The following is a 20,620-nucleotide window of genomic DNA, read 5'->3' as shown; positions in this document are numbered from 1 at the left end:
AGGTGGAGCGGGTAGCGGGAATCGAACCCGCGTATTCAGCTTGGAAGGCTGCTGCACTACCATTGTGCTATACCCGCCCAACGCAGATGCGCCTGCCACAAGCAGGGGCGTTCGGTCAACCGCCTGGATTGGCCGGGGTTCCGGCCCCGCGGGCCGCTTGCGGGCCTTGCACGGTCGCTTCCAGCTGCGAATCGCCGCCGAGCGATCGATAGAGATTCACCCGGTTGGTTGCTGCCGTCAGCTGCACCGTTACCAGCTGGCGCTGCGCGGTGTAGAGCGAGCGTTGCGCGTCGAGGCTTTGCAGGAACGTATCGATTCCGCCCCGATAGCGGGCGGTCGCCAGCTTGTAGCTATCGGCGGCGGCGTCGGCCTGGAGTTGCGTGGCGCGCAGCTGGGCGTCGATGGTGCCGCGCGTGGCGAGCGCATTTGCGACGTCGCGAAACGCGGTCTGGATGGCGCGCTCGTAGCTGGCGACCGCCGCTTGCTGCTGCGCTTCGGTGAGCCGCACATTCGCGCGGGCGGCGCCGCCGCGGAAGATCGAATATGCGGCATTGCCGCCTGCCTGCCAGGTGAAGGCATCGCCATCGAACAGGCTGGACAGCGCGGTGCTGGCGAAGCCGAGCACGGTGGTGAGGCTGATCCGTGGGAACAGCGCCGCGCGCGCCGCACCGATCTGGGCATTGGCGGCGCGCAGCTGATATTCGGCCTGCACCACGTCCGGGCGGCGCAGCAGGATGCTCGAATCGAGCCCGGCAGGCACTGCCGCGACGCTGGGGGCGGCCTGTTCGATCGAGGCCGGGAGCAGCGCCGGATCGATTTCCGAACCGGCCAGCAGCCGCAAGGCGTTCACGTCCTGCGCCAGCGCGGCCGTCTGCCGGGCGACGTCATTCTGCGCGGTAGCCAGCGTCTGTTCCGCCTGGCGCAGATCGGTGCGCGGCGCGATGCCGCCTTCCAGCCGGGCGCGGGTGAGGCGTACGCTGTCCTCGGCGCTTTTCGCGGTCTGCTGCGCGACCTCGAGCAGGCTCGCGTCCGACGCATAGGTAAGCCAGGCGGTTGCGATATCGCCGACCAGGGTCAGCCGCGTCGCGCGCGCGCCGGCTTCGGTGGCGAAATAGCTGTTCTGCTGGGCGCGGGTAAGCGAGGCGAGCCGGCCGAACAGGTCGAGTTCGAAGCCGGTGATGCCCAGCTGGGTCGAATAGTTGGTGCGCAGGCCGCCGCCGACATTGCCGCCCCCGCTGACATTGCCGCCCGTGTTGCCGCCGGTGTTGCCATTTCCCGGGATGGCGCCGTTGCCGATATTGGTCCCGTTGCCGCGCCGTTCGGTGATGCCGAGGTTGGCATCGACCTGGGGCAGCTGCGCGCCGCGCTGGATCTGGTACTGCGCACGCGCGGCGGCGATATTGGCGGCCGCCACGCGCAGGTCGCGGTTATTGGCCAGGGCCTGCGCGATCAGCGTCTGGAGCCGTGCGTCCCGGAACACGTCGCGCCAGTTGAGCGCGGGCAGGCCTGCCTCGCTCTCCCGCAGATAGGAATCGCCGGTCGGCCAGCTCGGTGGCACCGGGGCTGCCGGCCGCACGTCCTTCGGGGCCATCGAACAGCCGGCCAGCATGGCGGTGGAGAGGAGGAGCAGCGCGCGGTTCATGCCTGGGCTTCCGGGGTGTTGCGGTGGCGGCGGTTGCGCAGCGCCGCCAGACCGTCGCGCACGCCGCGGCGGACGAGCACGAAGAAAAGCGGGATGTAGAAGATGGCGAGGATCGTCGCCGTCAGCATGCCGCCGATCACCGAGGTGCCGATCGCGACGCGGCTGTTGGCGCCGGCGCCGGTGGAAATGGCGAGCGGCAGCACGCCGAAGATGAAGGCAAGGCTGGTCATCAGGATCGGGCGAAGGCGGATGCGGGCTGCTTCCAGCGCCGCCTCGATCACCCGCTTGCCCTGCTTCTCGGCCTGTTCGGCGAACTCGATCATCAGGATCGCGTTCTTGGCGGCGAGGCCCATGGTGGTGAGCAGGCCGATCTGGAGATAGACGTCGTTCTGCAGGCCGCGCAGCGTCACCGCGAAGATCGCGCCGACCAGGCCGAGCGGGATGACCAGCAGCACCGCGATCGGGATCGACCAGCTTTCATAGAGCGCGGCGAGGCACAGGAACACGACGAGCAGCGACACGCCGTAGAGCAGGGGCGCCTGGCCCGAGGACAGCCGCTCCTGATAGGACAGGCCCGCCCAGGCGATGCTGGTGCCCGGAATCTCCGCGGCAAGTTCGGCGATGCGCTTCATCGCCTCGCCAGAGCTCTTGCCGGGGGCGGCCTGGCCGCTGAACTCGAAGGACTGGACGCCGTTGAAGCGCGCCATCGAGGTCGGCGCCGTCGCCCAGCTGGTCGTGGCGAAGGAGGTGAACGGCGCCATCTGGCCGTTATTGCTGCGGACGAACCACTGGGCGAGGTCGCTCGGCTCCGAGCGATAGGGCGCGTCGCCCTGCACATAGACGCGCTTCACCCGGCCGCGATCGATGAAGTCGTTGACGTAGCGGCCGCCCCAGGCGGTCGACAGCGTCGAGTTCACGTCGGTCTGGTTGAGCCCCAGCGTGGCGAGCTTCTGCTGGTCGAGATCGACCTTGAGCGTCGCGACGTCGGGCAGGTCGGTCAGGCGGACGGCGGCCAGTTCCGGATCCGCTGCGGCGGCGGCGAGCAGCTTGTCGCGCGCCGCGAGGAACTGGTCGCGCGGCATGCCGCTCGAATTGAGCAGCTCCATCGTGAAGCCGGTCGACTGGCCGAGACCGCGGATTGCCGGCGGCACCAGCGCGAAGACCTGCGCGTCGCGGAAGTTGCGGAAGGCGCCCGAGGCGCGCTGGACGATCCCGTCCGCGCTGTTCTCTCTGCCCTTGCGCTCCGACCAGTCGGCGAAGTTGAGGAAGCCCTGGCCGGTATTCTGACCGGCGGGGCCACCACCACCACCGCCGCCCGCGACCGAGAACATGACCGAGACGTTCTTGGCCTCCTGCGTCAGGAAATATTTCTCCACCGCCAGCTGCACTTCCTTGGTGCGCGACATGGTGGCGCCGGCCGGCAGCCGGAACTGAATCGAGGCCGCACCCTGGTCTTCGGTCGGCAGGAAGCCGGTGGGCAGGCGCACGAACATCAGCACCAGCAGTGCGCAGACGGCCAGATAGAGCAGCAGGAAGATCCACTTGCGGTCGACCACCGCCTGCACGCCGCGGGTATAGCGATCGACGCCGCGGTCGAAGCCGTTGTTGAACCTGGTCTTGGCGGTGGTCAGTCCGCGCCCGATCCAGGGAAAACGGCGGGCGAGCCAGCTGTCCTCGACGTCCTTTTCCTGGCTCTTCTGCCTGAGCAGTGTCGCGGTGAGCGCCGGGCTCAGCACCAGTGCGACCAGCACCGACAGCACCATCGCCGAGACGATCGTCACCGAGAACTGGCGATAGATCACGCCGGTCGACCCGCCGAAGAACGCCATCGGCAGGAATACCGCCGAGAGGACCAGCGCGATCGCGACCAGGGCGACCTGGATCTCGTCCATCGATCGGATCGTCGCCTCACGCGGCGTCATTTCCGGATTCTCTTCCATCAGCCGCTCGACATTCTCGACGACGACGATGGCGTCGTCGACGAGCAGGCCGATGGCGAGGACAAGGCCGAACAGGGTCAGCGTGTTGATCGTGAAGCCCAGGGCATAGAACACGCCGAACGTGCCGAGCAGCACCACCGGCACCGCGATCGCCGGGACGAGCGTGGCGCGCCAGCTCTGCAGGAACACGAACATCACGATGACGACGAGGATGATCGCCTCGACCAGCGTCTTCACCACCTCTTCGATCGAGAGCTTGATGAAGCCGGTGGTGTCGTTGGCATAGGCGTATTTGAAGCCCGCGGGGAAGCTCTTGGACGCGGCTTCCACCTGCTGCTTGACCAAGTCGGCGGTCTTCAGCGCATCGGCGCCAGGCGACAGCGAAATGGCGAGGCCGGCACCGGGGTGGCCGTTGATCCGGCTCGACGAATTATAGTTGTCCGAGCCGAGCTCGACGCGGGCGACGTCGCGCAGCTTCACCGCTGCGCCGGTAGGATCGGTCTTGACGATGATGTTGGCGAACTGCTCGGGCGTCTGCAGCCGCGACTGCGAGGTCACCGTCGCGTTGAGCATCTGCTCCTGCGGCATCGGCTGGCCGCCCAGCTCGCCGGCGGCGATTTCGGTGTTCTGCGCCTGAATTGCGGTGATGATATCGTTCGGAATCAGGCCATAGCTGGCGAGGCGCGCGGGGTTGAGCCAGATGCGCATCGCATAGGGCGCACCGAACACATTGGTATCGCCTACGCCTTCGATGCGGGACAGCGGATCCTGCAGATTGGAGGCGAGCCAGTCCGACACGTCGAGATTGGTGCGCTTGTCGGTTTCGTCATACACGCCGACGATCATCAGGAAGTCGGGGTTCGACTTGGTGACCGTCAGGCCCTGCTGCTGCACCTGGCTGGGCAGGCGGGAAAGCGCCTGCTGCACCTTGTTCTGCACCTGCACCTGGGCGATGTCCGGGTTGGTACCCTTTTCGAAGGTCGCCGAGATCGTCACCTGGCCACGCGAGGTGGACGAGCTGCTGAAATAGAGCAGGCCGTCGATGCCGCTCAGCTGCTGCTCGATCACCTGGGTGACGCTGTTCTGCACCGTCTCGGCCGAGGCGCCGGGATAGGTGGCGCGGATGTTGACCTGCGGCGGGGCGATGTCCGGATATTGCGCGATCGGCAGCGAGAAGATCGCCCCCAGCCCCATCAGCATCACGATGATGGCGAGCACCCAGGCGAAGATCGGCCGATCGATGAAGATGCGCGACATCGATCAGCCCGCCTTGGCCTGGCTGCCGCCCTGACCCGGTTTCTGCCCCTTTCTGGGCGGCTCGATCTTCTGCGGCGCGCTCGCCGGCACCGGCTTGACGTCGATATCGGGGCGGAGGTTCGCAGTGCCCTGGACGATCACCTTATCCCCCGGCACAAGCCCTTGCGTCACCACCCAATTCTGGCCGATCGTGCGATCGGCGACGACCGTGCGCGGCACCGCCTTGTTGCCGGGGCCGACGACATAGACGGTCGCATTGCCCTTGGGATCGCGTGACACGCCGGCCTGCGGCACCAGATAGGCCTGGGTATCGATCGCCTGGGCGAACTGGGCGCGGACGAACATGCCCGGCAGCAGGATGTTCTGCGTGTTGGGGAAGCGCGCGCGCAGCGTTACGGTGCCGGTGCTTTCGTTGACGATCACCTCGGTGAACTCGACGGTGCCCGTGGCACCATAATCGCTGCCATCTTCCAGCTTCAGCCGCACCGTGGCGCTGACCGGCGCGATGCCGTCGCGGGCGAGCGCCTTGCGCAGCGCGAGCAGATCGGCGCTCGATTGCTGGATATCGACGAAGATCGGGTCGAGCCGTTCGATCACTGCCAGCGGATCCGCCTGGTTGGCGGTGACGAGCGCGCCTTCGGTGAATAGCGATCGGCCGATGCGGCCGGTGATCGGCGCTGGCACGCGGGTGAAGCGCAGGTTGATCTGCGCGGTTTGCAGTGCGGCGCGGAACTGCGCGACCTGTGCAGCGGCCTGGCGCGATTGCGCCACGGCGTCGGTATAATCCTGCTGGCTCACGGCCTGCATCTGCGCGAGCGGCTTGTAGCGATCGGCCTTGGTGCGGGCCGCTTCCAGATTGGCCTGGGCGTTCTGCAGATTCGCTTCGGCCTGCGCCACGCTGGCGCGGTACAGGCTGGGATCGATCTGATAGAGCGTCTGGCCCTGTTGGACGATCTGGCCTTCCTTGAAGAGGCGCTGCTGGACGATCCCTGCCACCTGGGGCCGCACCTGCGACATCTGGAAGGGCGTGACGCGGCCGGCCAGTTCGGTCGTCATCGGCACACGGCTCGGCTGCACGACGACATACCCCACCCGGGGCGGACCGGATGCACCTTTGCGCCCGCCTTGTTTGCCGGCGCTGTCGCCCGCGCTGCAGGAGGCGAGGAGCAGGGCTGATGCAAAGACGATCAGGCCCGAACGGCGATAGCTGGTCGGTGCGCTCAAAATTTCTGAACCCGTTTAGGGATGGTTCGAGGAATGCCGAACCACCGGTCACTGCCAAACTAGCCAATAAATGGCACGTTGCCGCAGTGCCACAAAAGAGTTGTCGCAAAATATGTCGAAAGACGTAGCGACTTGTACGGGTTTGATGAAACGCGGCGATCCAGGGCGGAGCCCGCATCCTGCCGCAGCGGCCGGAGGATGCGGGCTCCAGAGCCGGATCAGAAGGCGAAGGTTTCGCCGATCGTGCGTTCTCCGACCAGAAAGGCGTCCGCCACCAGCTGGAGCGGGCGGACGTCGACATCGCTCTCGCGCGCCGCCACCAGATCGGCGAAGCGCGCGTAGAGCCGCGCATATTCCCGGTCCGGGGCCTTCTGTTCCGTCTCGCCGGGCAGCTGCAGGATGCTGCCGCCCATGCCGAGGCGCAGCGTGCCGGCATCGGTGTCGACCTCGATGTCCCAGGTCTGCGGGCCCGTCTGGAGGAAATCGAAGTCCGCGGTCACCACGGCACCGCCGCTGCGCATGTGGAGCTTGGCGCGGAGCGGCGAGGCGCGGCCCTCGGGCACTTCCATCCAGGCCTGGTCGAGCAGCAGCGCGTCCGGCAGGATCTTGGTGACGATCGACAGCGCGTTGATGCCGGGATCGAACACGCCGAAGCCGCCCGCGGCGAGGATCCATTCCTGCCCCGGATGCCAGCGGCGGATATCCTCGCGCCAGGTGATGCGCGCGGCGGTGATCTTCTTGCCTTCGAGCCAGGCCTTGGCGGGCTCGACGCCGGCAGCCTCGCGCGAATGCCAGGTGGTGAACAGCGTCACGCCATGCGCGCGGGCGCGTTCGGCGAGGTCGGCGATCTCGGTGAGCGTCGCGGCCGGCGGCTTTTCCAGCATCACGTTCAGCCCGGCCTCGATGGCGATGCGTGCCTGGTCGTAGCGGCCCTCGGGCGGGGTGCAGAGCGAGACGGCGTTGAGATCGTGCCCGCCGGCGATCAGCGATTCGATGTCCTTGTGCGCTGCGACGCCGTCGACCGAGGCATTGCGGCTGGCGGTGGCGACCAGTTCGAAACGGTCATCGCCTTCCAGCGCCGGCAGATGCTGATCGCGCGCGATCTTGCCGATGCCCACCAACCCCAGACGAATCCGCTCCGACATATCAGGCCATCCTTTTATAAGATATATATGCTTCCTATGGACGTGCGCCGCGGTTATCAAGAGCCGCAGATACGCCCCAAGTTGCGCCGTAGCGGAGGAATGATGACCGAAGAAGCTGGAACTCGCCGTACGCCGCTGCGCTCCCGTGCCTGGTTCGACAATCCCGATAACCCCGATATGACGGCGCTGTACGTCGAGCGCTATCTGAACTTCGGCCTGAGCCTTGAGGAACTGCAATCGGGCAAGCCGATCATCGGCATCGCCCAGACCGGCAGCGACCTCAGCCCCTGCAACCGCCACCATCTCGAACTCGCCAAGCGAGTGCGCGAGGGCATTCGCGACGCAGGCGGCATCGCCATCGAGTTCCCGACGCATCCGATCCAGGAAACCGGCAAGCGCCCGACCGCGGGGCTCGACCGCAACCTCGCCTATCTCAGCCTCGTCGAGACGCTGTACGGCTATCCGATCGACGGCGTGGTGCTGACGATCGGCTGCGACAAGACGACCCCGGCCTGCCTGATGGCCGCGGCCACCGTGAACATCCCCGCAATCGCGCTGTCGGTCGGCCCGATGCTCAACGGCTGGTTCAAGGGCGAGCGCACCGGATCGGGCACGATCGTGTGGAAGGCGCGCGAGATGCTCGCGGCGGGCGAGATCGACTATAAGGGCTTCATCCAGCTCGTCGCCTCGTCGGCGCCGTCGACCGGCTGGTGCAACACCATGGGCACCGCGACGACGATGAACGCGATGGCGGAGGCGCTCGGCATGTCGCTGCCCGGCTCGGCGGCGATTCCCGCGCCGTACCGCGACCGCGCGGAATGCGCCTATCGCACCGGCCTGCAGATCGTCGAGATGACGCTGGCCGATCGCAAGCCCAGCGACGTGCTGACCCGGGAAGCCTTCCTCAACGCGATCCGCGTCAATTCCGCTATCGGCGGATCGACCAACGCGCCGATCCACCTCAACGCGATCGCCCGCCACATCGGTGTCGAGCTGACCCTGGAAGACTGGGAATCCTACGGCGCCGACGTGCCGCTGCTGGTCAACCTCCAGCCGGCGGGTAAGTATCTTGGCGAGGATTTCTACCGCGCCGGCGGCGTGCCTGCGGTGATGGGCGAACTCTATCGCGCCGGGCTGCTCCACAACGACGCGCTGACCGTCAACGGCCGCACCATCGGCGAGAATATCGGCACCGCCGAGATCGAGGATGGCGACGTGATCCGTCCGCTCGCCACGCCGCTGCGGCCAGCGGCGGGGCTGACCGTGCTGTCGGGCAATCTGTTCGACAATGCGGTGATGAAGCTCAGCGTGATCTCGGACGAGTTCCGCGCCCGCTACCTTTCCAACCCCGACGATCCCGGCGCGTTCGAAGGCACCGCCTTCGTGTTCGACGGGCCGGAGGATTACCATCACCGGATCGACGATCCGTCGCTCGGCATCGACGAGAACAGCATCCTGATCATGCGCGGTGCCGGGCCGGTCGGCTATCCGGGCGGGGCCGAGGTGGTGAACATGCGCCCGCCGGTCGCGCTGATCCAGGCGGGCGTCCATGCGCTGCCCTGCCTGGGCGACGGCCGCCAGTCGGGCACCAGCGGCAGCCCCTCGATCCTCAACGCGGCACCCGAGGCGGCGGTGGGCGGCGGCCTTGCACTGGTCCGCACCGGCGACCGCATCCGCATCGACCTCAACACGCGCTCGGCGAACATGCTGGTCAGCGACGAGGAGCTGGCGCAGCGCCGCGCCGCGCTCGGCATCGACTATGTGCCGGAATCGCAGACGCCGTGGCAGGAAATCCATCGCGGGCTGGTCGGCCAGTTCGACGGCGGCGCAGTGTTCGAAAGCGCGGTGAAGTATCAGCGTATCGCCCAGAGCAAGGGCCTGCCGCGCGACAGCCATTGAAAGGTGCTCCCCCGCCGGGATTGGCGGGGGCGTCAGGCCGGGGTTTCCGTGCCCTCCACCGTTTCGATCAGTTCGACCACGTCGCCGATCAGCGTCCGCATCGCGGTACGCGCGGTGGCGGGATCCTTGGCGGCGATCGCGTCGCGCACCGCGGCATGGTCCGCCACGCTGGCGGTGCGGCCCTTGATCCGGTTGGTGAAGCGGATCGAGGTGCGCAGGGCCGTTGCCACCATGTCGCGGAACTGCGCGTAGAAGGGATTGCCCGACGCGCGCAGCACCGCGACGTGAAAAGCGATATCGGCGTCCAGCGTATCGTCCTGGCCGCGCTCGGCCGCCTCCATCCGGGCGAGCCCGGCCGAGATCTGCCGCAGGTCTTCCCCCGTGCCGAACTGCGCCGCCAGTGCCGCGGCTTCCGGCTCGATCGCGATACGCAGCTGGCTGAACTGGCGCAGCAGATCGACCGAGAATTGCCGTTCGAGCAACCAGCGGAGTACATCGGTATCGAACAGGTTCCACGACGAGGCTGGCTGCACCACCGTGCCCTGGCGCGGCCGCGCGCTGAGCAATCCCTTGGCGGTGAGCATCTTCACCGCCTCGCGCGTCACGGACCGGCTGACACCGTGCTGCTTGGCCAGTTCCGCCTCGGTGGGGAAGGGCACCTTCTCGTAACGGCCGGTGACGATCGCCCGTCCGAGTGCGTCGAGCAGGCCATAGGTGAGGTTGCGGCCGAGCCCCGAGCGGAGATCGTCAGGCTGAGTCGAAAGGGACGTGGACATCCTCGCTGGTGCTTCCTGTTCTTGGGCATCGCGTGCAGGCGCACGCCGCGCATCCCGGACAGACTACTCCAGCCGTGCGGCTGGACAACCCCGATATATCCGATAAATGAACGAACGTCGCTCGCAGCTCCTGCGATCGCGTTACAGCAATTTCGTCGCTGAGGGGGATGCCGGCATGGGTACGCGTTTTTCGGGCTCCTTCCTCGCCGTCGACTGGGGCACCACCAATCGCCGCGTCTTCGTGATCGAGGACGGCCGCGTCGCCCACACCGAACGCGACGGCAAGGGCGTGACCGCGGTCACCGATTTCGCCGCCGAGGCCGCGGGTATCCGTGCGCGCCACGGCGATCTTCCGTTGCTGATGGCAGGCATGGTCGGTGCCAATATCGGCTGGGCGCCGGCGCCCTATGTCGCGGCCCCCGCGGGGATCGCCGAGCTGGCCGCCGGGCTGCTCTGGGTCGAGGAGCGCAGTGCGATCGTGCCGGGGGTGTCGACGCGGGTCAGCGGCCGGCCGGATGTGATGCGCGGCGAGGAGGTGCAATTGCTCGGTGCGGTGCGCGCCGGGCTCGCGCCTGCCGACGCGCTGCTCGTCCAGCCGGGTACCCATTGCAAATGGGTGGAGATGGTGGACGGGCGTATCGCCGACTTCACCACCGCGATGACCGGCGAGCTGTTCGCGCTCCTTCGCAGCCATGGCCTGCTTGCCGCCCAGCTCGGCGGCGAGGTCCATGTTGGTCCCGCCTTCCATGCCGGGGTGGAGGAGGGCCGCAAGCGCGACCTTGCCGCCGCGCTGTTCGGCATCCGTGCCGCGAAGATGCTGGGCGTGCGCGACGACGCCGATGCGGCCGCCTTTGCCAGCGGGCTGCTGATCGGCAGCGACGTCGCCGTGCGGCTGGAACATGCCGGCCACGACACCGTCCACATCCTTGCCGACCCGATGTTGGGCGGCCTCTACGCTGCGGCGATCGCGGCCCATGGCCGGCAGGCGGTGATCGCCAGCAGCCATGACGCGTTCGTTGCCGGAATCCTCGCCCTAGCGGAGCAGATTGCATGAGCCACATTGCCGATTTCGACGCCGCCTTTGCCAAGTGCCCGCTGATCGCGATCCTGCGCGGGGTGAAGCCCGACGAGGTCGAGGCGATTGGCGAGGAACTGGTCGCGGCCGGCTTTACCCTGATCGAAGTGCCGATGAACTCGCCCGAGCCGCTGGAGAGCGTCTCGCGTCTCGCCAAGCGTTTCGCCGGCCGGGCGGTGATCGGTGCGGGCACGGTGCTGAAGGTGGAGCAGGTGCAGGCGGTGGCCGCGGCCGGCGGCACGATGATCATCTCGCCCAACGCCAATCTCGACGTGATCCGGGCGAGCGCGGCGGCGGGCCTCGTATCGCTGCCCGGAATTGCCACGCCGAGCGAAGCCTTCGCGGCGCTCGATGCCGGCGCGACCGCGCTCAAGCTGTTTCCGGCGGAAGCCGCGAGCCCGGTGGTTCTGAAGGCGATGCGCGCGGTGCTGCCCAAGGAGGCGCGCGTCCTGCCGGTCGGCGGCATCGCGCCGGACAATATGGGCCCGTGGAAAGCGGCCGGCGCGGCGGGCTTCGGTCTTGGCTCGGCACTGTACAAGGTCGGCCTCAGCGCGGCCGATGTCGGCGCCAACGCCCGCGCCTTCGTCGCGGCGTTGTAAAACTTCCCTATCCTCCCCCTCGATGGGGGAGGATAGCATAGCTTGGCAGCTTGCTGCCTAGCGGAGCTTGGAGAGGGTGGGCGGTTGCGAAGCAACCGCGCGATTTGCGGTGCAAATCGCCCCCCTCTCCCTCCCACTGCCTTCGGCAGCGGGCCCCTCCCTCCCCCGCGAGGGGGGAGGGGGTGAGCGCAAAGCCGGTTACACCTCGGGGAGGATCTGGTGCACATTGCCCCCCGCTCGAAACCAGCCTAATAGCCGCGCCCAAATGGCACGTATCCAGACTCCCCAGCGCATCCGGGGCACCCAGGACATTTTCGGCGAAGACCAGCGGCGTTTCGCCGCGGTGCTCGAAACGTTCGATCGGGTGCGCAAGCTCTATTGCTTCCAGCGGCTCGAAATCCCGATCTTCGAGGCGACCGGCGTGTTCGCCCGCTCGATGGGCGAGACCTCGGACGTCGTCTCCAAGGAGATGTACACCTTCGAGGATCGCGGCGGCGATTCGATCACGCTGCGCCCCGAATTCACCGCAGGCATCGCCCGCGCCTATATCAGCGAGGGCTGGCAGCAGTTCGCGCCGCTGAAGGTCGCGACCTCGGGCCCGGTGTTCCGCTACGAGCGCCCGCAAAAGGGCCGCTACCGCCAGTTCCACCAGATCGACGCCGAGATCCTCGGTGCGCCCGAACCCGCCGCCGATGTCGAGCTGCTGGTGCTGGCCGACCAGCTGCTCAAGGAACTCGGCATCGCCGAGGGCGTGACGCTGCAGCTCAACACGCTGGGCGATGCCGCGACGCGCGACGCCTGGCGCACCGCGCTGGTCGCGCATTTCGAGGCGCACAAGGGCGCGCTGTCCGAGGACAGCCTGGCGCGTCTGGAAAAGAATCCGCTGCGCATCCTCGATTCGAAGGACCCGCGCGATCGCCCGATCGCCGACAGCGCGCCGGACATCGACGCCTACCTGACCGACGAGGCACGTGCTTTCTTCGATGCGGTTAAGGCCGGGCTGGAAGCTGCTGGCGTCAAGTTTGAGCGCAACGCGCGGTTGGTGCGCGGGCTCGATTATTACCGCCACACGGCGTTCGAGTTCGTCACCGATCGGCTGGGTGCGCAGGGCACGGTGCTGGCCGGCGGCCGCTATGATGGGCTGATCGGCTCGCTCGGCGGACCCGAGACGGCGGGCGTGGGCTGGGCGGCCGGCGTCGAGCGGCTCGCGATGATGCTTGCAGAGCCAGAGACGAATCGGGCTGACGTTGGTCTTGTGCCAGAAAACAAAGCTTCCGAAGAGCTAGTCGGCCAGATGGCGGCTGTAATACGGCGCGGCGGCAATTCAGTTTTCACGACTTACAGTGGCAAAAAGAACAAGCGCTACGATCGAGCATGGTCCGCATCCGGCATGGTCATGATCGTCGACGCCTTACCGGGTGAGCCTAATTCGATTGCGACAATCCGGATCAAGGGCGGACAGTTTCCGGACGACGGTTGTGCGGTTCAGGTGAAGTCTGCCCTTGAGGGACGTTTCGGCCCCATCGAGGTTGAAGCAGGAGATGTCCCTGAGAGCGCTGCCGCCATTTGGCGACTTCGCGGCGGTTTCAGGGTTAGCGAATGACCCGCATCCCGCCGGACCGCATCGCGGCGATCGAGGCGCGGCGCGACGAGTTGCAGGCGCTGATGGCGTCGGGCGAGCTCGCCGGCGATCGCTTCGTCCAGGTCTCGAAGGAATATGCCGAGATCGAGCCGGTCGCGGTCGCGGCGGGCAATGTCCGCCGCCTGCGCGCCGAGGGCCAGTCGCTCCAGCAGATGACGCAGGAGGCCGATGACGAGCTGCGCGCGATGGCGGTGGAGGAACTCCGCGCCAACGAGGGCACGCTCGCCGAGGCCGAACGCAAGCTGGCGCTGGCACTTCTCCCCAGGGATGCGGCGGACGAGCGCCCGGCGCTGCTCGAAATCCGCGCCGGCGTGGGCGGCGACGAAGCCGCGCTGTTCGCCGGCGATCTGCTGCGCATGTACCAGCGCTACGCCGATCGGCTCGGCTGGCGGACCGAGCTGATCTCGGCGAGCAGCTCCGAAGCCGGCGGCTTCAAGGAAGTCGTGGTCGGCATCACCGGTACCGGCGTGTTCGCCAAGCTCAAGTTCGAGAGCGGCGTGCACCGGGTGCAGCGCGTCCCCGCCACCGAAGCGGGCGGCCGCATCCACACCTCCGCCGCTACCGTCGCGGTGCTGCCCGAGGCCGAGGAGGCGGATGTGCAGATCGACGACAAGGACCTGCGCATCGACATCTACCGCGCTTCCGGCCCCGGCGGGCAGGGCGTCAACACCACCGACAGCGCGGTGCGGATCACGCACTTGCCCACGGGGATCGTCGTGATCCAGCAGGACGAGCGCTCGCAGCACAAGAACAAGGCCAAGGCGATGAAGGTGCTGCGCACCCGCCTGTACGAGGCCGAGCGTGAGCGGCTGGCCGCCGAGCGCGTCGGCGCGCGCCGCTCGATGGTTGGTTCGGGCGATCGTTCGGAGCGGATCCGCACGTACAACTTCCCGCAAGGGCGGGTGACCGACCACCGCATCAACCTGACGCTGCACCGCCTGCCGGAGATCCTCGAAGGCGAGCTCGACGAACTGGTCGGCGCGCTGGTCTCGCAGGACGAGGCCGACCGGCTTGCCCAGCTCGACGGCTGAGATGCTGCCGTGAGCGAACGCAGCGTACGGGCAGCGCTCGCCGATGCCACCCGCCGGCTCGACGCCGTATCCGATACCCCCCGGCTCGACGCCGAGCTGCTGATGGCCCACGCCCTCGGCACCACGCGCGACAGGCTCCTGCTCGGCCGCCTGCGCGATCCGGAGCCCGAGTCCTTCGCGGCCCTGCTCGCGCGTCGCCTCACCCACGAGCCGGTCGCCTATATCACCGGCACCCGCGCCTTCTGGACGATTGACCTCGCCGTCGGCCCCGGGGTGCTGATCCCGCGCCCCGACAGCGAGACGCTGATCGAAACCGCGCTCGCCTGGTTCGGCGCCCGCGCGCCGCGGCACATCCTCGATCTCGGCACCGGGCCGGGCACGCTGCTCCTCGCCGCGCTCGCCGAATGGCCCGAGGCGGAAGGGCTGGGGATCGACGCGTCCGAAACCGCGCTCGGCTATGCCCGGCGCAACGCCGAGGCGCTGGGGATGGCGACCCGCGCGGTGTTCCGCCTCGGCAATTGGACTGCCGGCATCGAGGGGTGCTTCGACCTTATCCTTGCCAACCCGCCCTATATCGGCTCGGACGAGCCGCTTCCCCCGCAAGTCCTTGACCACGAGCCGGCGGAAGCGCTGTTCGCTGGCAGTGACGGCCTCGCCGATTATCGCCGCATCGTCCCTGCTCTCCCGGCCCTGCTCGCCCCCGGTGGCGCGGCGATCCTTGAGATCGGCTGGACGCAAGGCGATGCAGTTTCTTTCCTCGGTCAGGAACAGGGTCTGTCTTCACGCGTCTATAAAGATATGGGTGGGCGGCCGCGCGTGGTCCGGCTGACTTGAAATCGCGCGCATTCGTCTCATATTTCTGCTTGGAGATTGGGGCGCCAGCGGCTAGAAGAACGCCGGGGCGAGGCACCTTCAACCAAGTCGTTGAAATAAAGGGCTGAGGCCCGACTCCATGGTCATGTGCGCCGCTGCAGTCCGGCGGCCGTGGCAGGCGGGAAGCGCCGGGCGATCCGGGGCTCTCCGCGAATGTAACCCTGCATCCGGAACCTCGATGAATCGACGGACGGCTTTGTAAAGACAGGACACTGAGACCTTGATGAACAATCGTCAGGCCGGCCGCCGTCGCGGCCGTGGCGGGCAGCAACAGCGCCAGGGCGGAAGCTCGAACAATCAGGGCAATGGCAGTCGCATTGATAACCGTGCCCGTGGCAATGCCGCGCAGTTGCTCGAAAAATACAAGAATCTCGCCCGCGATGCCCAGATGCAGGGTGATCGGGTCAACGCCGAATATTATCTCCAGTTCGCGGATCATTATTTCCGCGTCCTGAACGAGAACCGTTCGCGCTTCGAAGAGCAGAACCAGCAGCGCCGCCAGCGCGAAGGTTTCGACGGCGACGAGGAAGAGTTCGAGATGGAAGGCGAAGCCGGCCGCGAGGACGATCAGGAATCGCCGCGCCAGTATCAGCCGCAGCAGCGCCGCGACCGCGAACCGCGTTTCGATCGCGAAGCCCGGGATAATCGCGAATCCCGGGATAGCCGCGAAGGTCGTGAACCGCGCGAAGGCCGCGAGGATCGCCGGAACGGCCGTGGGAACGGCGTGGCCAATGGCAATGTGATCGTGCAGGTAGCGGAGTCGGCGCCGACAGAGGTTGCGGCACCCGCACCCGCGGCATCGGTTGCCGAAGCGGCCGGCGAAGCGGCGGCGCCGCGTCGTCGCGGTCGCCCGCGGCGCGAACAGCCGGCACGCGAGGAGGAAGCGCCCCAGGGGCTCGATTTCGCCGTGCTGCCGCCTGCGATCGGCACCGATGCGGCATCGGCCGAAGAAGAGGCGCCGAAGAAGCCGCGCCGCCGTCGCACCACCAAGGCCGACGAGGTCGAGGCGCCCGCCGCCTGAACCTGGCGATCGTGCTATAGAAGATAGAAGGCCCGCTTCCCTGGTGGAGGCGGGCCTTTTTGCTGTGCCGCCGTCGCGGTGGGTCAGTCGATATCGACTTCGTCCTTCAGCGGATCCTCGACCTGGGCGTCGTGGCCGGTGCCCGAGCTGAGAAACATCAGCCCCATCAGCCCCGCCGCCAGCATCACCGTCAGGAAGACGCCAAGGAACGTCGCGATCGCCGTGACGATCCGCAACTCGCCCATGCTCCTGTAGAGCCAGAATTCCGCGACGCCGGCGGCGAGCAGTGCCACCAGCGCCATCCAGCCAAGAATCCGGCGGAAGCGCCGCCAGGCAAAGGCGGCATAGGCGGGATCGTCGAGTCCGTTCGGCTGCTCCATGGCTTTGCAACTTGGGGCGAATCGTGGGATAAACAACGCCTAATAAATGAAGCCATAGGAGAGAATGCGATGAGCATCGCGGCAATCCTCGAAGGCAAGGGGCGGGAGGTTGTGTCGATCCCCTCCAGCAGCACGGTCGCGGAAGCGGTCCGGCTGCTTGCGGCGCGCAAGATTGGCGCGGTTCCGGTTCTGCAAAATGGTCAGGTGGTCGGCATCTTTTCCGAACGCGACGTGATCCACTGCATCGAGCGCGAAGGCGCGCTCGGCTTGGAGCTGCCGGTGTCGCAGGTGATGACCGCACCCGCCATTACGGTCAGTCCCCAGGAAAGCGTGCTCGGCGCGCTGGCGTTGATGACGCGCCGGCGCATCCGCCACCTGCCGGTTGTCGAAGAAGAGGCGTGCATCGGCTTCATCTCGATCGGCGACCTGGTGAAGTTCCGCATCGATCGCATCGAATCCGAAGCCGAGGCGATGCGGGCATATATACAGACGGCGTGAGGCGTCTGCATCGCCGCGCGGCCAGGGGTTGGGACGTTCCGACGCCGCTTTCGCGCCCGATCCGCCCCCGATTTTGCCGATTCTGACCCCTGATTCGGCGATTCGGGCGGCGATTCGAGGTCCGGAACCTCGTCGAGGGCTTGCTGGCCCTTAAAATAAATGTCGTATAATCAGCTAGTTGCGCATATTTTCGTGGAAAAGCGACATAAAAGTGCAAAATGGTGTTGACCGATTGGGGGCTCCCGCATAGAAGCCACTCCACCGACGCGGTGCTCTTCACTGAACGGCGCGGCGGTCACCGAAAATCAGGCGCAAGCGGTTTGGTGTGTTGGTGATTGGTTGCGGGGGCAGGATTTGAACCTGCGGCCTTCAGGTTATGAGCCTGACGAGCTACCGGGCTGCTCCACCCCGCGCCAATGCTGGTGCCCTTTTGGGGGCAGAACGGGGGACAATTGTGAATGGGTTTTGTTCCGTCACACCGGCTTCAATGCCTGGCGGCGACCTACTCTTCCATTGCTTGAGCAATAGTACCATTGGCGCTGTCTGGTTTCACGGCCGAGTTCGGGATGGGATCGGGTGGGTCACAGACGCTATGGCCACCAAGCAATGAAGCCGGTGTGGCGGAACGTGTTTTTCAAATCGTGCAACTTGCAAAGGCTGGATGTTCATCCACCCGGATCCAGACAACCCAGGGTTGTCGATGGGGGTGTGAAACTCTCAAGCGCGAAAAGAGCAATTAGTATCGGTTAGCTCCACGCGTTACCGCGCTTCCACATCCGATCTATCAAGGTCGTGGTCTTCGACCGCTCTATGAAATCTTATCTCGAGGGAGGCTTCCCGCTTAGATGCTTTCAGCGGTTATCCCGTCCATACATAGCTACCCTGCTGCGCCGTTGGCACGACGACAGGTACACCAGAGGTATGTTCAACCCGGTCCTCTCGTACTAGGGTCAACTCCTCTCAAATTTCGACGCCCACGGCAGATAGGGACCAAACTGTCTCGCGACGTTCTGAACCCAGCTCACGTACCACTTTAATTGGCGAACAGCCAAACCCTTGGGACCTGCTCCAGCCCCAGGATGTGATGAGCCGACATCGAGGTGCCAAACAACCCCGTCGATATGAGCTCTTGGGGGTTATCAGCCTGTTATCCCCGGCGTACCTTTTATCCGTTGAGCGATGGCCCTTCCACGAGGGACCACCGGATCACTATGACCGACTTTCGTCTCTGCTCGACTTGTCAGTCTCGCAGTCAGGCTGGCTTATGCCATTGCACTCTAACAGCCGGTTTCCAACCGGCCTGAGCCAACCTTCGCGCGCCTCCGTTACTCTTTAGGAGGCGACCGCCCCAGTCAAACTACCCGCCACAGAGGGTCCCTGTACCGGATGACGGTACGAGGTTAGACAGTAAAGAACAACAGGGTGGTATTTCACTTGGTGGCTCCACACCAGCTGGCGCCGGTGCTTCAAAGCCTCCCACCTATTCTACACAGTTGTTCTCCACTGCCACTCTGAAGCTGCAGTAAAGGTGCACGGGGTCTTTCCGTCTAACCGCGGGTACTCCGCATCTTCACGGAGAATTCAATTTCGCTGAGCATGTCCTGGAGACAGTGGGGAAGTCGTTACGCCATTCGTGCAGGTCGGAACTTACCCGACAAGGAATTTCGCTACCTTAGGACCGTTATAGTTACGGCCGCCGTTTACCTGGGCTTCATTTCGGAGCTTGCACTCCTCCACTTAACCTTCAGGCACCGGGCAGGCGTCAGGCCCTATACGTCGTCTTGAAGCCGACTTAGCAGAGCCCTGTGTTTTTGCTAAACAGTCGCTACCCCCTGGCCTGTGCCCCCTGCAACTGGTTGCCCAGATGCAGGGCCTCCTTCTTCCGAAGGTACGGAGGCAATTTGCCGAGTTCCTTCAGGACACTTCTCTCAAGCGCCTTGGTATACTCTACCAGACCACCTGTGTCGGTTTCGGGTACGGTCTATACGGTGGGGCTATTTCCCGGGACTGCTTCGAAGCCAGTTCAATCCGATAAGAACTGACAACACACGCAATCCGTCACACACCACCAGGCCCACGAATATTAACGTGGTTCCCATCGACTACCCCCTTCGGGCTCGTCTTAGGGGCCGGCTCACCCTGCGCGGATTAGCCTTGCGCAGGAACCCTTGGTCTTTCGGCGAGAGGGCATCTCACCCTCTTTATCGCTACTCATGTCTGCATTCGCACTTCCGATACCTCCATGGTCGGTTACCCTTCCACTTCACAGGCTTACGGAACGCTCCGCTACCGCTCATCTTACGATGAACCCTAAGCTTCGGTGCACGTCTTGAGCCCCGTTACATCTTCGCCGCAGGAACCCTTGTTTAGACCAGTGAGCTGTTACGCTTTCTTTAAAGGATGGCTGCTTCTAAGCCAACCTCCTGGTTGTTTTGGGATTCCCACATGCTTTCCCACTTAGACGTGACTTGGGGACCTTAGCTGTAGGTCAGGGCTGTTTCCCTTTTGACGACGGACCTTAGCACCCGCCGTCTGTCTCCCGGATATCACTCCTAGGTATTCGGAGTTTGGTTAGAATTGGTAGATCTCGCGACCCCCGCATCCATCCAGTGCTCTACCCCCTAGGGTGTCCATCCGAGGCACTACCTCAATAGTTTTCGCGGAGAACCAGCTATTTCCCGGCTTGATTGGCCTTTCACCCCTAAGCACAACTCATCCGGTAACTTTTCAACGTTAATCGGTTCGGACCTCCAGTGGGTGTTACCCCACCTTCATCCTGGTCATGCATAGATCGCCGGGTTTCGGGTCTAATGCATCAAACTAAGTCGCCCTATTCAGACTCGCTTTCGCTGCGCCTACACCTATCGGCTTAAGCTTGCTTGATACATTAAGTCACAGACCCATTATGCAAGAGGTACGCTGTCAGGCCTCAAGGACCCTCCAACTGCTTGTAGGCATTCGGTTTCAGGTACTGTTTCACTCCCCTCATCGGGGTGCTTTTCACCTTTCCCTCACGGTACTAGTTCGCTATCGGTCATGTACGAGTATTTAGGCTTGGAGGGTGGTCCCCCCATGTTCAGACAGGATTTCACGTGTCCCGCCCTACTCGAGTCCTTGATCATCACTTTCGCATACGGGGCTGTCACCCGCTATGGCCAACCTTTCCAGGTTGTTCTGCTAGTTGAAATCAAGGCACTGGCCTGGTCCGCGTTCGCTCGCCACTACTAACGGAATCTCGGTTGATGTCTTTTCCTCCGGGTACTGAGATGTTTCAGTTCGCCGGGTTCGCTTCACCAAAGCTATGTATTCACTTCGGTGATACCTTGCCCCAATTAACTCGGTAGTTGATCGCTCAACCACTGAATTAATTGGTGAAGGTGGGTTTCCCCATTCGGAAATCGTCGGGTCAAAGCTTGCTCACAGCTCACCGACGCTTATCGCAGCGTGCCACGTCCTTCATCGCCTGTACATGCCAAGGCATCCACCAAATGCCCTTACCTCACGCTTGAGAGTCCACACCACCAACGACAACGCTGGGCATTTGCTTGACGCAAACACCAACTCGGCAGAGCAGCGTATCGCAGTATCTTGGTGTGGATGAAAATCTCAGCCTTTGTT

General features: G+C 65.1%; 14 protein-coding genes, 2 tRNA genes and 2 rRNA genes. 8 read left to right on the top strand and 10 right to left on the bottom strand.

The window, feature by feature from the left end:
• Positions 1–3: 3 nt before the first annotated feature.
• The 5 genes from DD559_RS01415 to DD559_RS01395 all read right to left on the bottom strand — a co-directional run bounded on the left by DD559_RS01415 (position 4) and on the right by DD559_RS01395 (position 7,208).
• A tRNA-Gly gene (locus tag DD559_RS01415) sits at positions 4–77 on the bottom strand.
• Between the two features lie 38 nt (positions 78–115).
• On the bottom strand, positions 116–1,642 hold the full coding sequence (locus DD559_RS01410) for an efflux transporter outer membrane subunit (RefSeq protein ID WP_116467615.1): 1,527 nt from the start codon (positions 1,640–1,642) through the stop codon (positions 116–118).
• Entirely contained in the window at positions 1,639–4,839 is a 3,201-nt protein-coding gene (locus DD559_RS01405) for an efflux RND transporter permease subunit (protein ID WP_116467614.1), read from the bottom strand. The genes DD559_RS01410 and DD559_RS01405 overlap by 4 nt, the downstream gene beginning before the upstream one ends.
• 3 nt (positions 4,840–4,842) lie before the next feature.
• On the bottom strand, positions 4,843–6,063 hold the full coding sequence (locus tag DD559_RS01400; RefSeq protein WP_116467613.1) for an efflux RND transporter periplasmic adaptor subunit: 1,221 nt from the start codon (positions 6,061–6,063) through the stop codon (positions 4,843–4,845).
• Between the two features lie 218 nt (positions 6,064–6,281).
• Positions 6,282–7,208 (bottom strand): Gfo/Idh/MocA family protein, encoded by a 927-nt coding sequence (locus DD559_RS01395; RefSeq protein WP_116467612.1) that lies wholly within the window; start codon positions 7,206–7,208, stop codon positions 6,282–6,284.
• 102 nt (positions 7,209–7,310) lie between these two features.
• Between DD559_RS01395 and DD559_RS01390 the strand changes: the two genes are divergently transcribed.
• A complete protein-coding gene (locus DD559_RS01390) occupies positions 7,311–9,107 on the top strand; it encodes an IlvD/Edd family dehydratase (RefSeq protein ID WP_116470638.1) in 1,797 nt (598 codons plus the stop codon).
• Positions 9,108–9,139: 32 nt separating this feature from the next.
• Here DD559_RS01390 and DD559_RS01385 read toward each other — a convergent pair whose 3' ends face one another.
• Positions 9,140–9,883, bottom strand: a complete 744-nt coding sequence (locus DD559_RS01385) for a FadR/GntR family transcriptional regulator (RefSeq protein ID WP_116467611.1) — start codon at positions 9,881–9,883, stop codon at positions 9,140–9,142.
• 175 nt (positions 9,884–10,058) lie between these two features.
• On the opposite strand from DD559_RS01385, the gene DD559_RS01380 reads away from it, so the two are divergent.
• The 6 genes from DD559_RS01380 to DD559_RS01355 all read left to right on the top strand — a co-directional run bounded on the left by DD559_RS01380 (position 10,059) and on the right by DD559_RS01355 (position 16,124).
• Positions 10,059–10,937 (top strand): 2-dehydro-3-deoxygalactonokinase, encoded by an 879-nt coding sequence (locus tag DD559_RS01380; RefSeq protein WP_116470637.1) that lies wholly within the window; start codon positions 10,059–10,061, stop codon positions 10,935–10,937.
• Positions 10,934–11,557 carry a 2-dehydro-3-deoxy-6-phosphogalactonate aldolase gene (locus tag DD559_RS01375; RefSeq protein WP_116467610.1) on the top strand — a complete coding sequence of 208 codons (624 nt, stop codon included), beginning with the start codon at positions 10,934–10,936 and terminating at the stop codon, positions 11,555–11,557. Before DD559_RS01380 ends, DD559_RS01375 begins: the two co-directional genes overlap by 4 nt.
• Positions 11,558–11,822: 265 nt before the next feature.
• Entirely contained in the window at positions 11,823–13,160 is a 1,338-nt protein-coding gene (gene hisS / locus DD559_RS01370) for a histidine--tRNA ligase (RefSeq protein ID WP_240610074.1), read from the top strand.
• Positions 13,157–14,230, top strand: a complete 1,074-nt coding sequence (gene prfA / locus DD559_RS01365; RefSeq protein ID WP_116467609.1) for a peptide chain release factor 1 — start codon at positions 13,157–13,159, stop codon at positions 14,228–14,230. Before hisS ends, prfA begins: the two co-directional genes overlap by 4 nt.
• Before the next feature lie 9 nt (positions 14,231–14,239).
• Positions 14,240–15,064: a peptide chain release factor N(5)-glutamine methyltransferase gene (prmC, locus tag DD559_RS01360; RefSeq protein WP_116467608.1), complete on the top strand. Its 825-nt coding sequence runs from the start codon at positions 14,240–14,242 to the stop codon at positions 15,062–15,064.
• A gap of 259 nt (positions 15,065–15,323) precedes the next feature.
• On the top strand, positions 15,324–16,124 hold the full coding sequence (locus DD559_RS01355) for a DUF4167 domain-containing protein (protein ID WP_116467607.1): 801 nt from the start codon (positions 15,324–15,326) through the stop codon (positions 16,122–16,124).
• Positions 16,125–16,207: 83 nt separating this feature from the next.
• Here the strand turns inward: DD559_RS01355 and DD559_RS01350 are convergent, their stop codons facing one another.
• Entirely contained in the window at positions 16,208–16,504 is a 297-nt protein-coding gene (locus tag DD559_RS01350; RefSeq protein ID WP_116467606.1) for a hypothetical protein, read from the bottom strand.
• Positions 16,505–16,573: 69 nt separating this feature from the next.
• On the opposite strand from DD559_RS01350, the gene DD559_RS01345 reads away from it, so the two are divergent.
• Positions 16,574–17,002 (top strand): CBS domain-containing protein, encoded by a 429-nt coding sequence (locus DD559_RS01345; protein WP_116467605.1) that lies wholly within the window; start codon positions 16,574–16,576, stop codon positions 17,000–17,002.
• 336 nt (positions 17,003–17,338) lie between these two features.
• Here the strand turns inward: DD559_RS01345 and DD559_RS01340 are convergent.
• The 3 genes from DD559_RS01340 to DD559_RS01330 form a co-directional block, all read right to left on the bottom strand.
• Positions 17,339–17,415 (bottom strand) — tRNA-Met (locus DD559_RS01340).
• Positions 17,416–17,491: 76 nt separating this feature from the next.
• Positions 17,492–17,606: ribosomal RNA gene (gene rrf, locus DD559_RS01335) — 5S ribosomal RNA — on the bottom strand.
• A 112-nt stretch (positions 17,607–17,718) separates the two neighbouring features.
• Positions 17,719–20,510: ribosomal RNA gene (locus DD559_RS01330) — 23S ribosomal RNA — on the bottom strand.
• Positions 20,511–20,620: the final 110 nt, after the last annotated feature.

It is taken from the genome of Sphingomonas pokkalii (genome assembly GCF_003096275.1).
Taxonomy (GTDB): Bacteria; Pseudomonadota; Alphaproteobacteria; order Sphingomonadales; family Sphingomonadaceae; genus Sphingomonas; species Sphingomonas pokkalii.
The sequence above is the reverse complement of the archived record's forward strand: the minus strand, read 5'-3'. Positions and strand labels throughout refer to the sequence as shown.

Coding starts and splice junctions, on each gene's coding strand:
- prfA (WP_116467609.1), top strand. CDS start 13,157: ATGACCCGCATCCCGCCGGACCGCATCGCGGCGATCGAGGCGCGGCGC.
- DD559_RS01375 (WP_116467610.1), top strand. CDS start 10,934: ATGAGCCACATTGCCGATTTCGACGCCGCCTTTGCCAAGTGCCCGCTG.
- DD559_RS01395 (WP_116467612.1), bottom strand. CDS start 7,208: ATGTCGGAGCGGATTCGTCTGGGGTTGGTGGGCATCGGCAAGATCGCG.
- DD559_RS01405 (WP_116467614.1), bottom strand. CDS start 4,839: ATGTCGCGCATCTTCATCGATCGGCCGATCTTCGCCTGGGTGCTCGCC.
- DD559_RS01410 (WP_116467615.1), bottom strand. CDS start 1,642: ATGAACCGCGCGCTGCTCCTCCTCTCCACCGCCATGCTGGCCGGCTGT.
- DD559_RS01390 (WP_116470638.1), top strand. CDS start 7,311: ATGACCGAAGAAGCTGGAACTCGCCGTACGCCGCTGCGCTCCCGTGCC.
- DD559_RS01350 (WP_116467606.1), bottom strand. CDS start 16,504: ATGGAGCAGCCGAACGGACTCGACGATCCCGCCTATGCCGCCTTTGCC.
- hisS (WP_240610074.1), top strand. CDS start 11,823: ATGGCACGTATCCAGACTCCCCAGCGCATCCGGGGCACCCAGGACATT.
- DD559_RS01345 (WP_116467605.1), top strand. CDS start 16,574: ATGAGCATCGCGGCAATCCTCGAAGGCAAGGGGCGGGAGGTTGTGTCG.
- DD559_RS01380 (WP_116470637.1), top strand. CDS start 10,059: ATGGGTACGCGTTTTTCGGGCTCCTTCCTCGCCGTCGACTGGGGCACC.
- DD559_RS01385 (WP_116467611.1), bottom strand. CDS start 9,883: ATGTCCACGTCCCTTTCGACTCAGCCTGACGATCTCCGCTCGGGGCTC.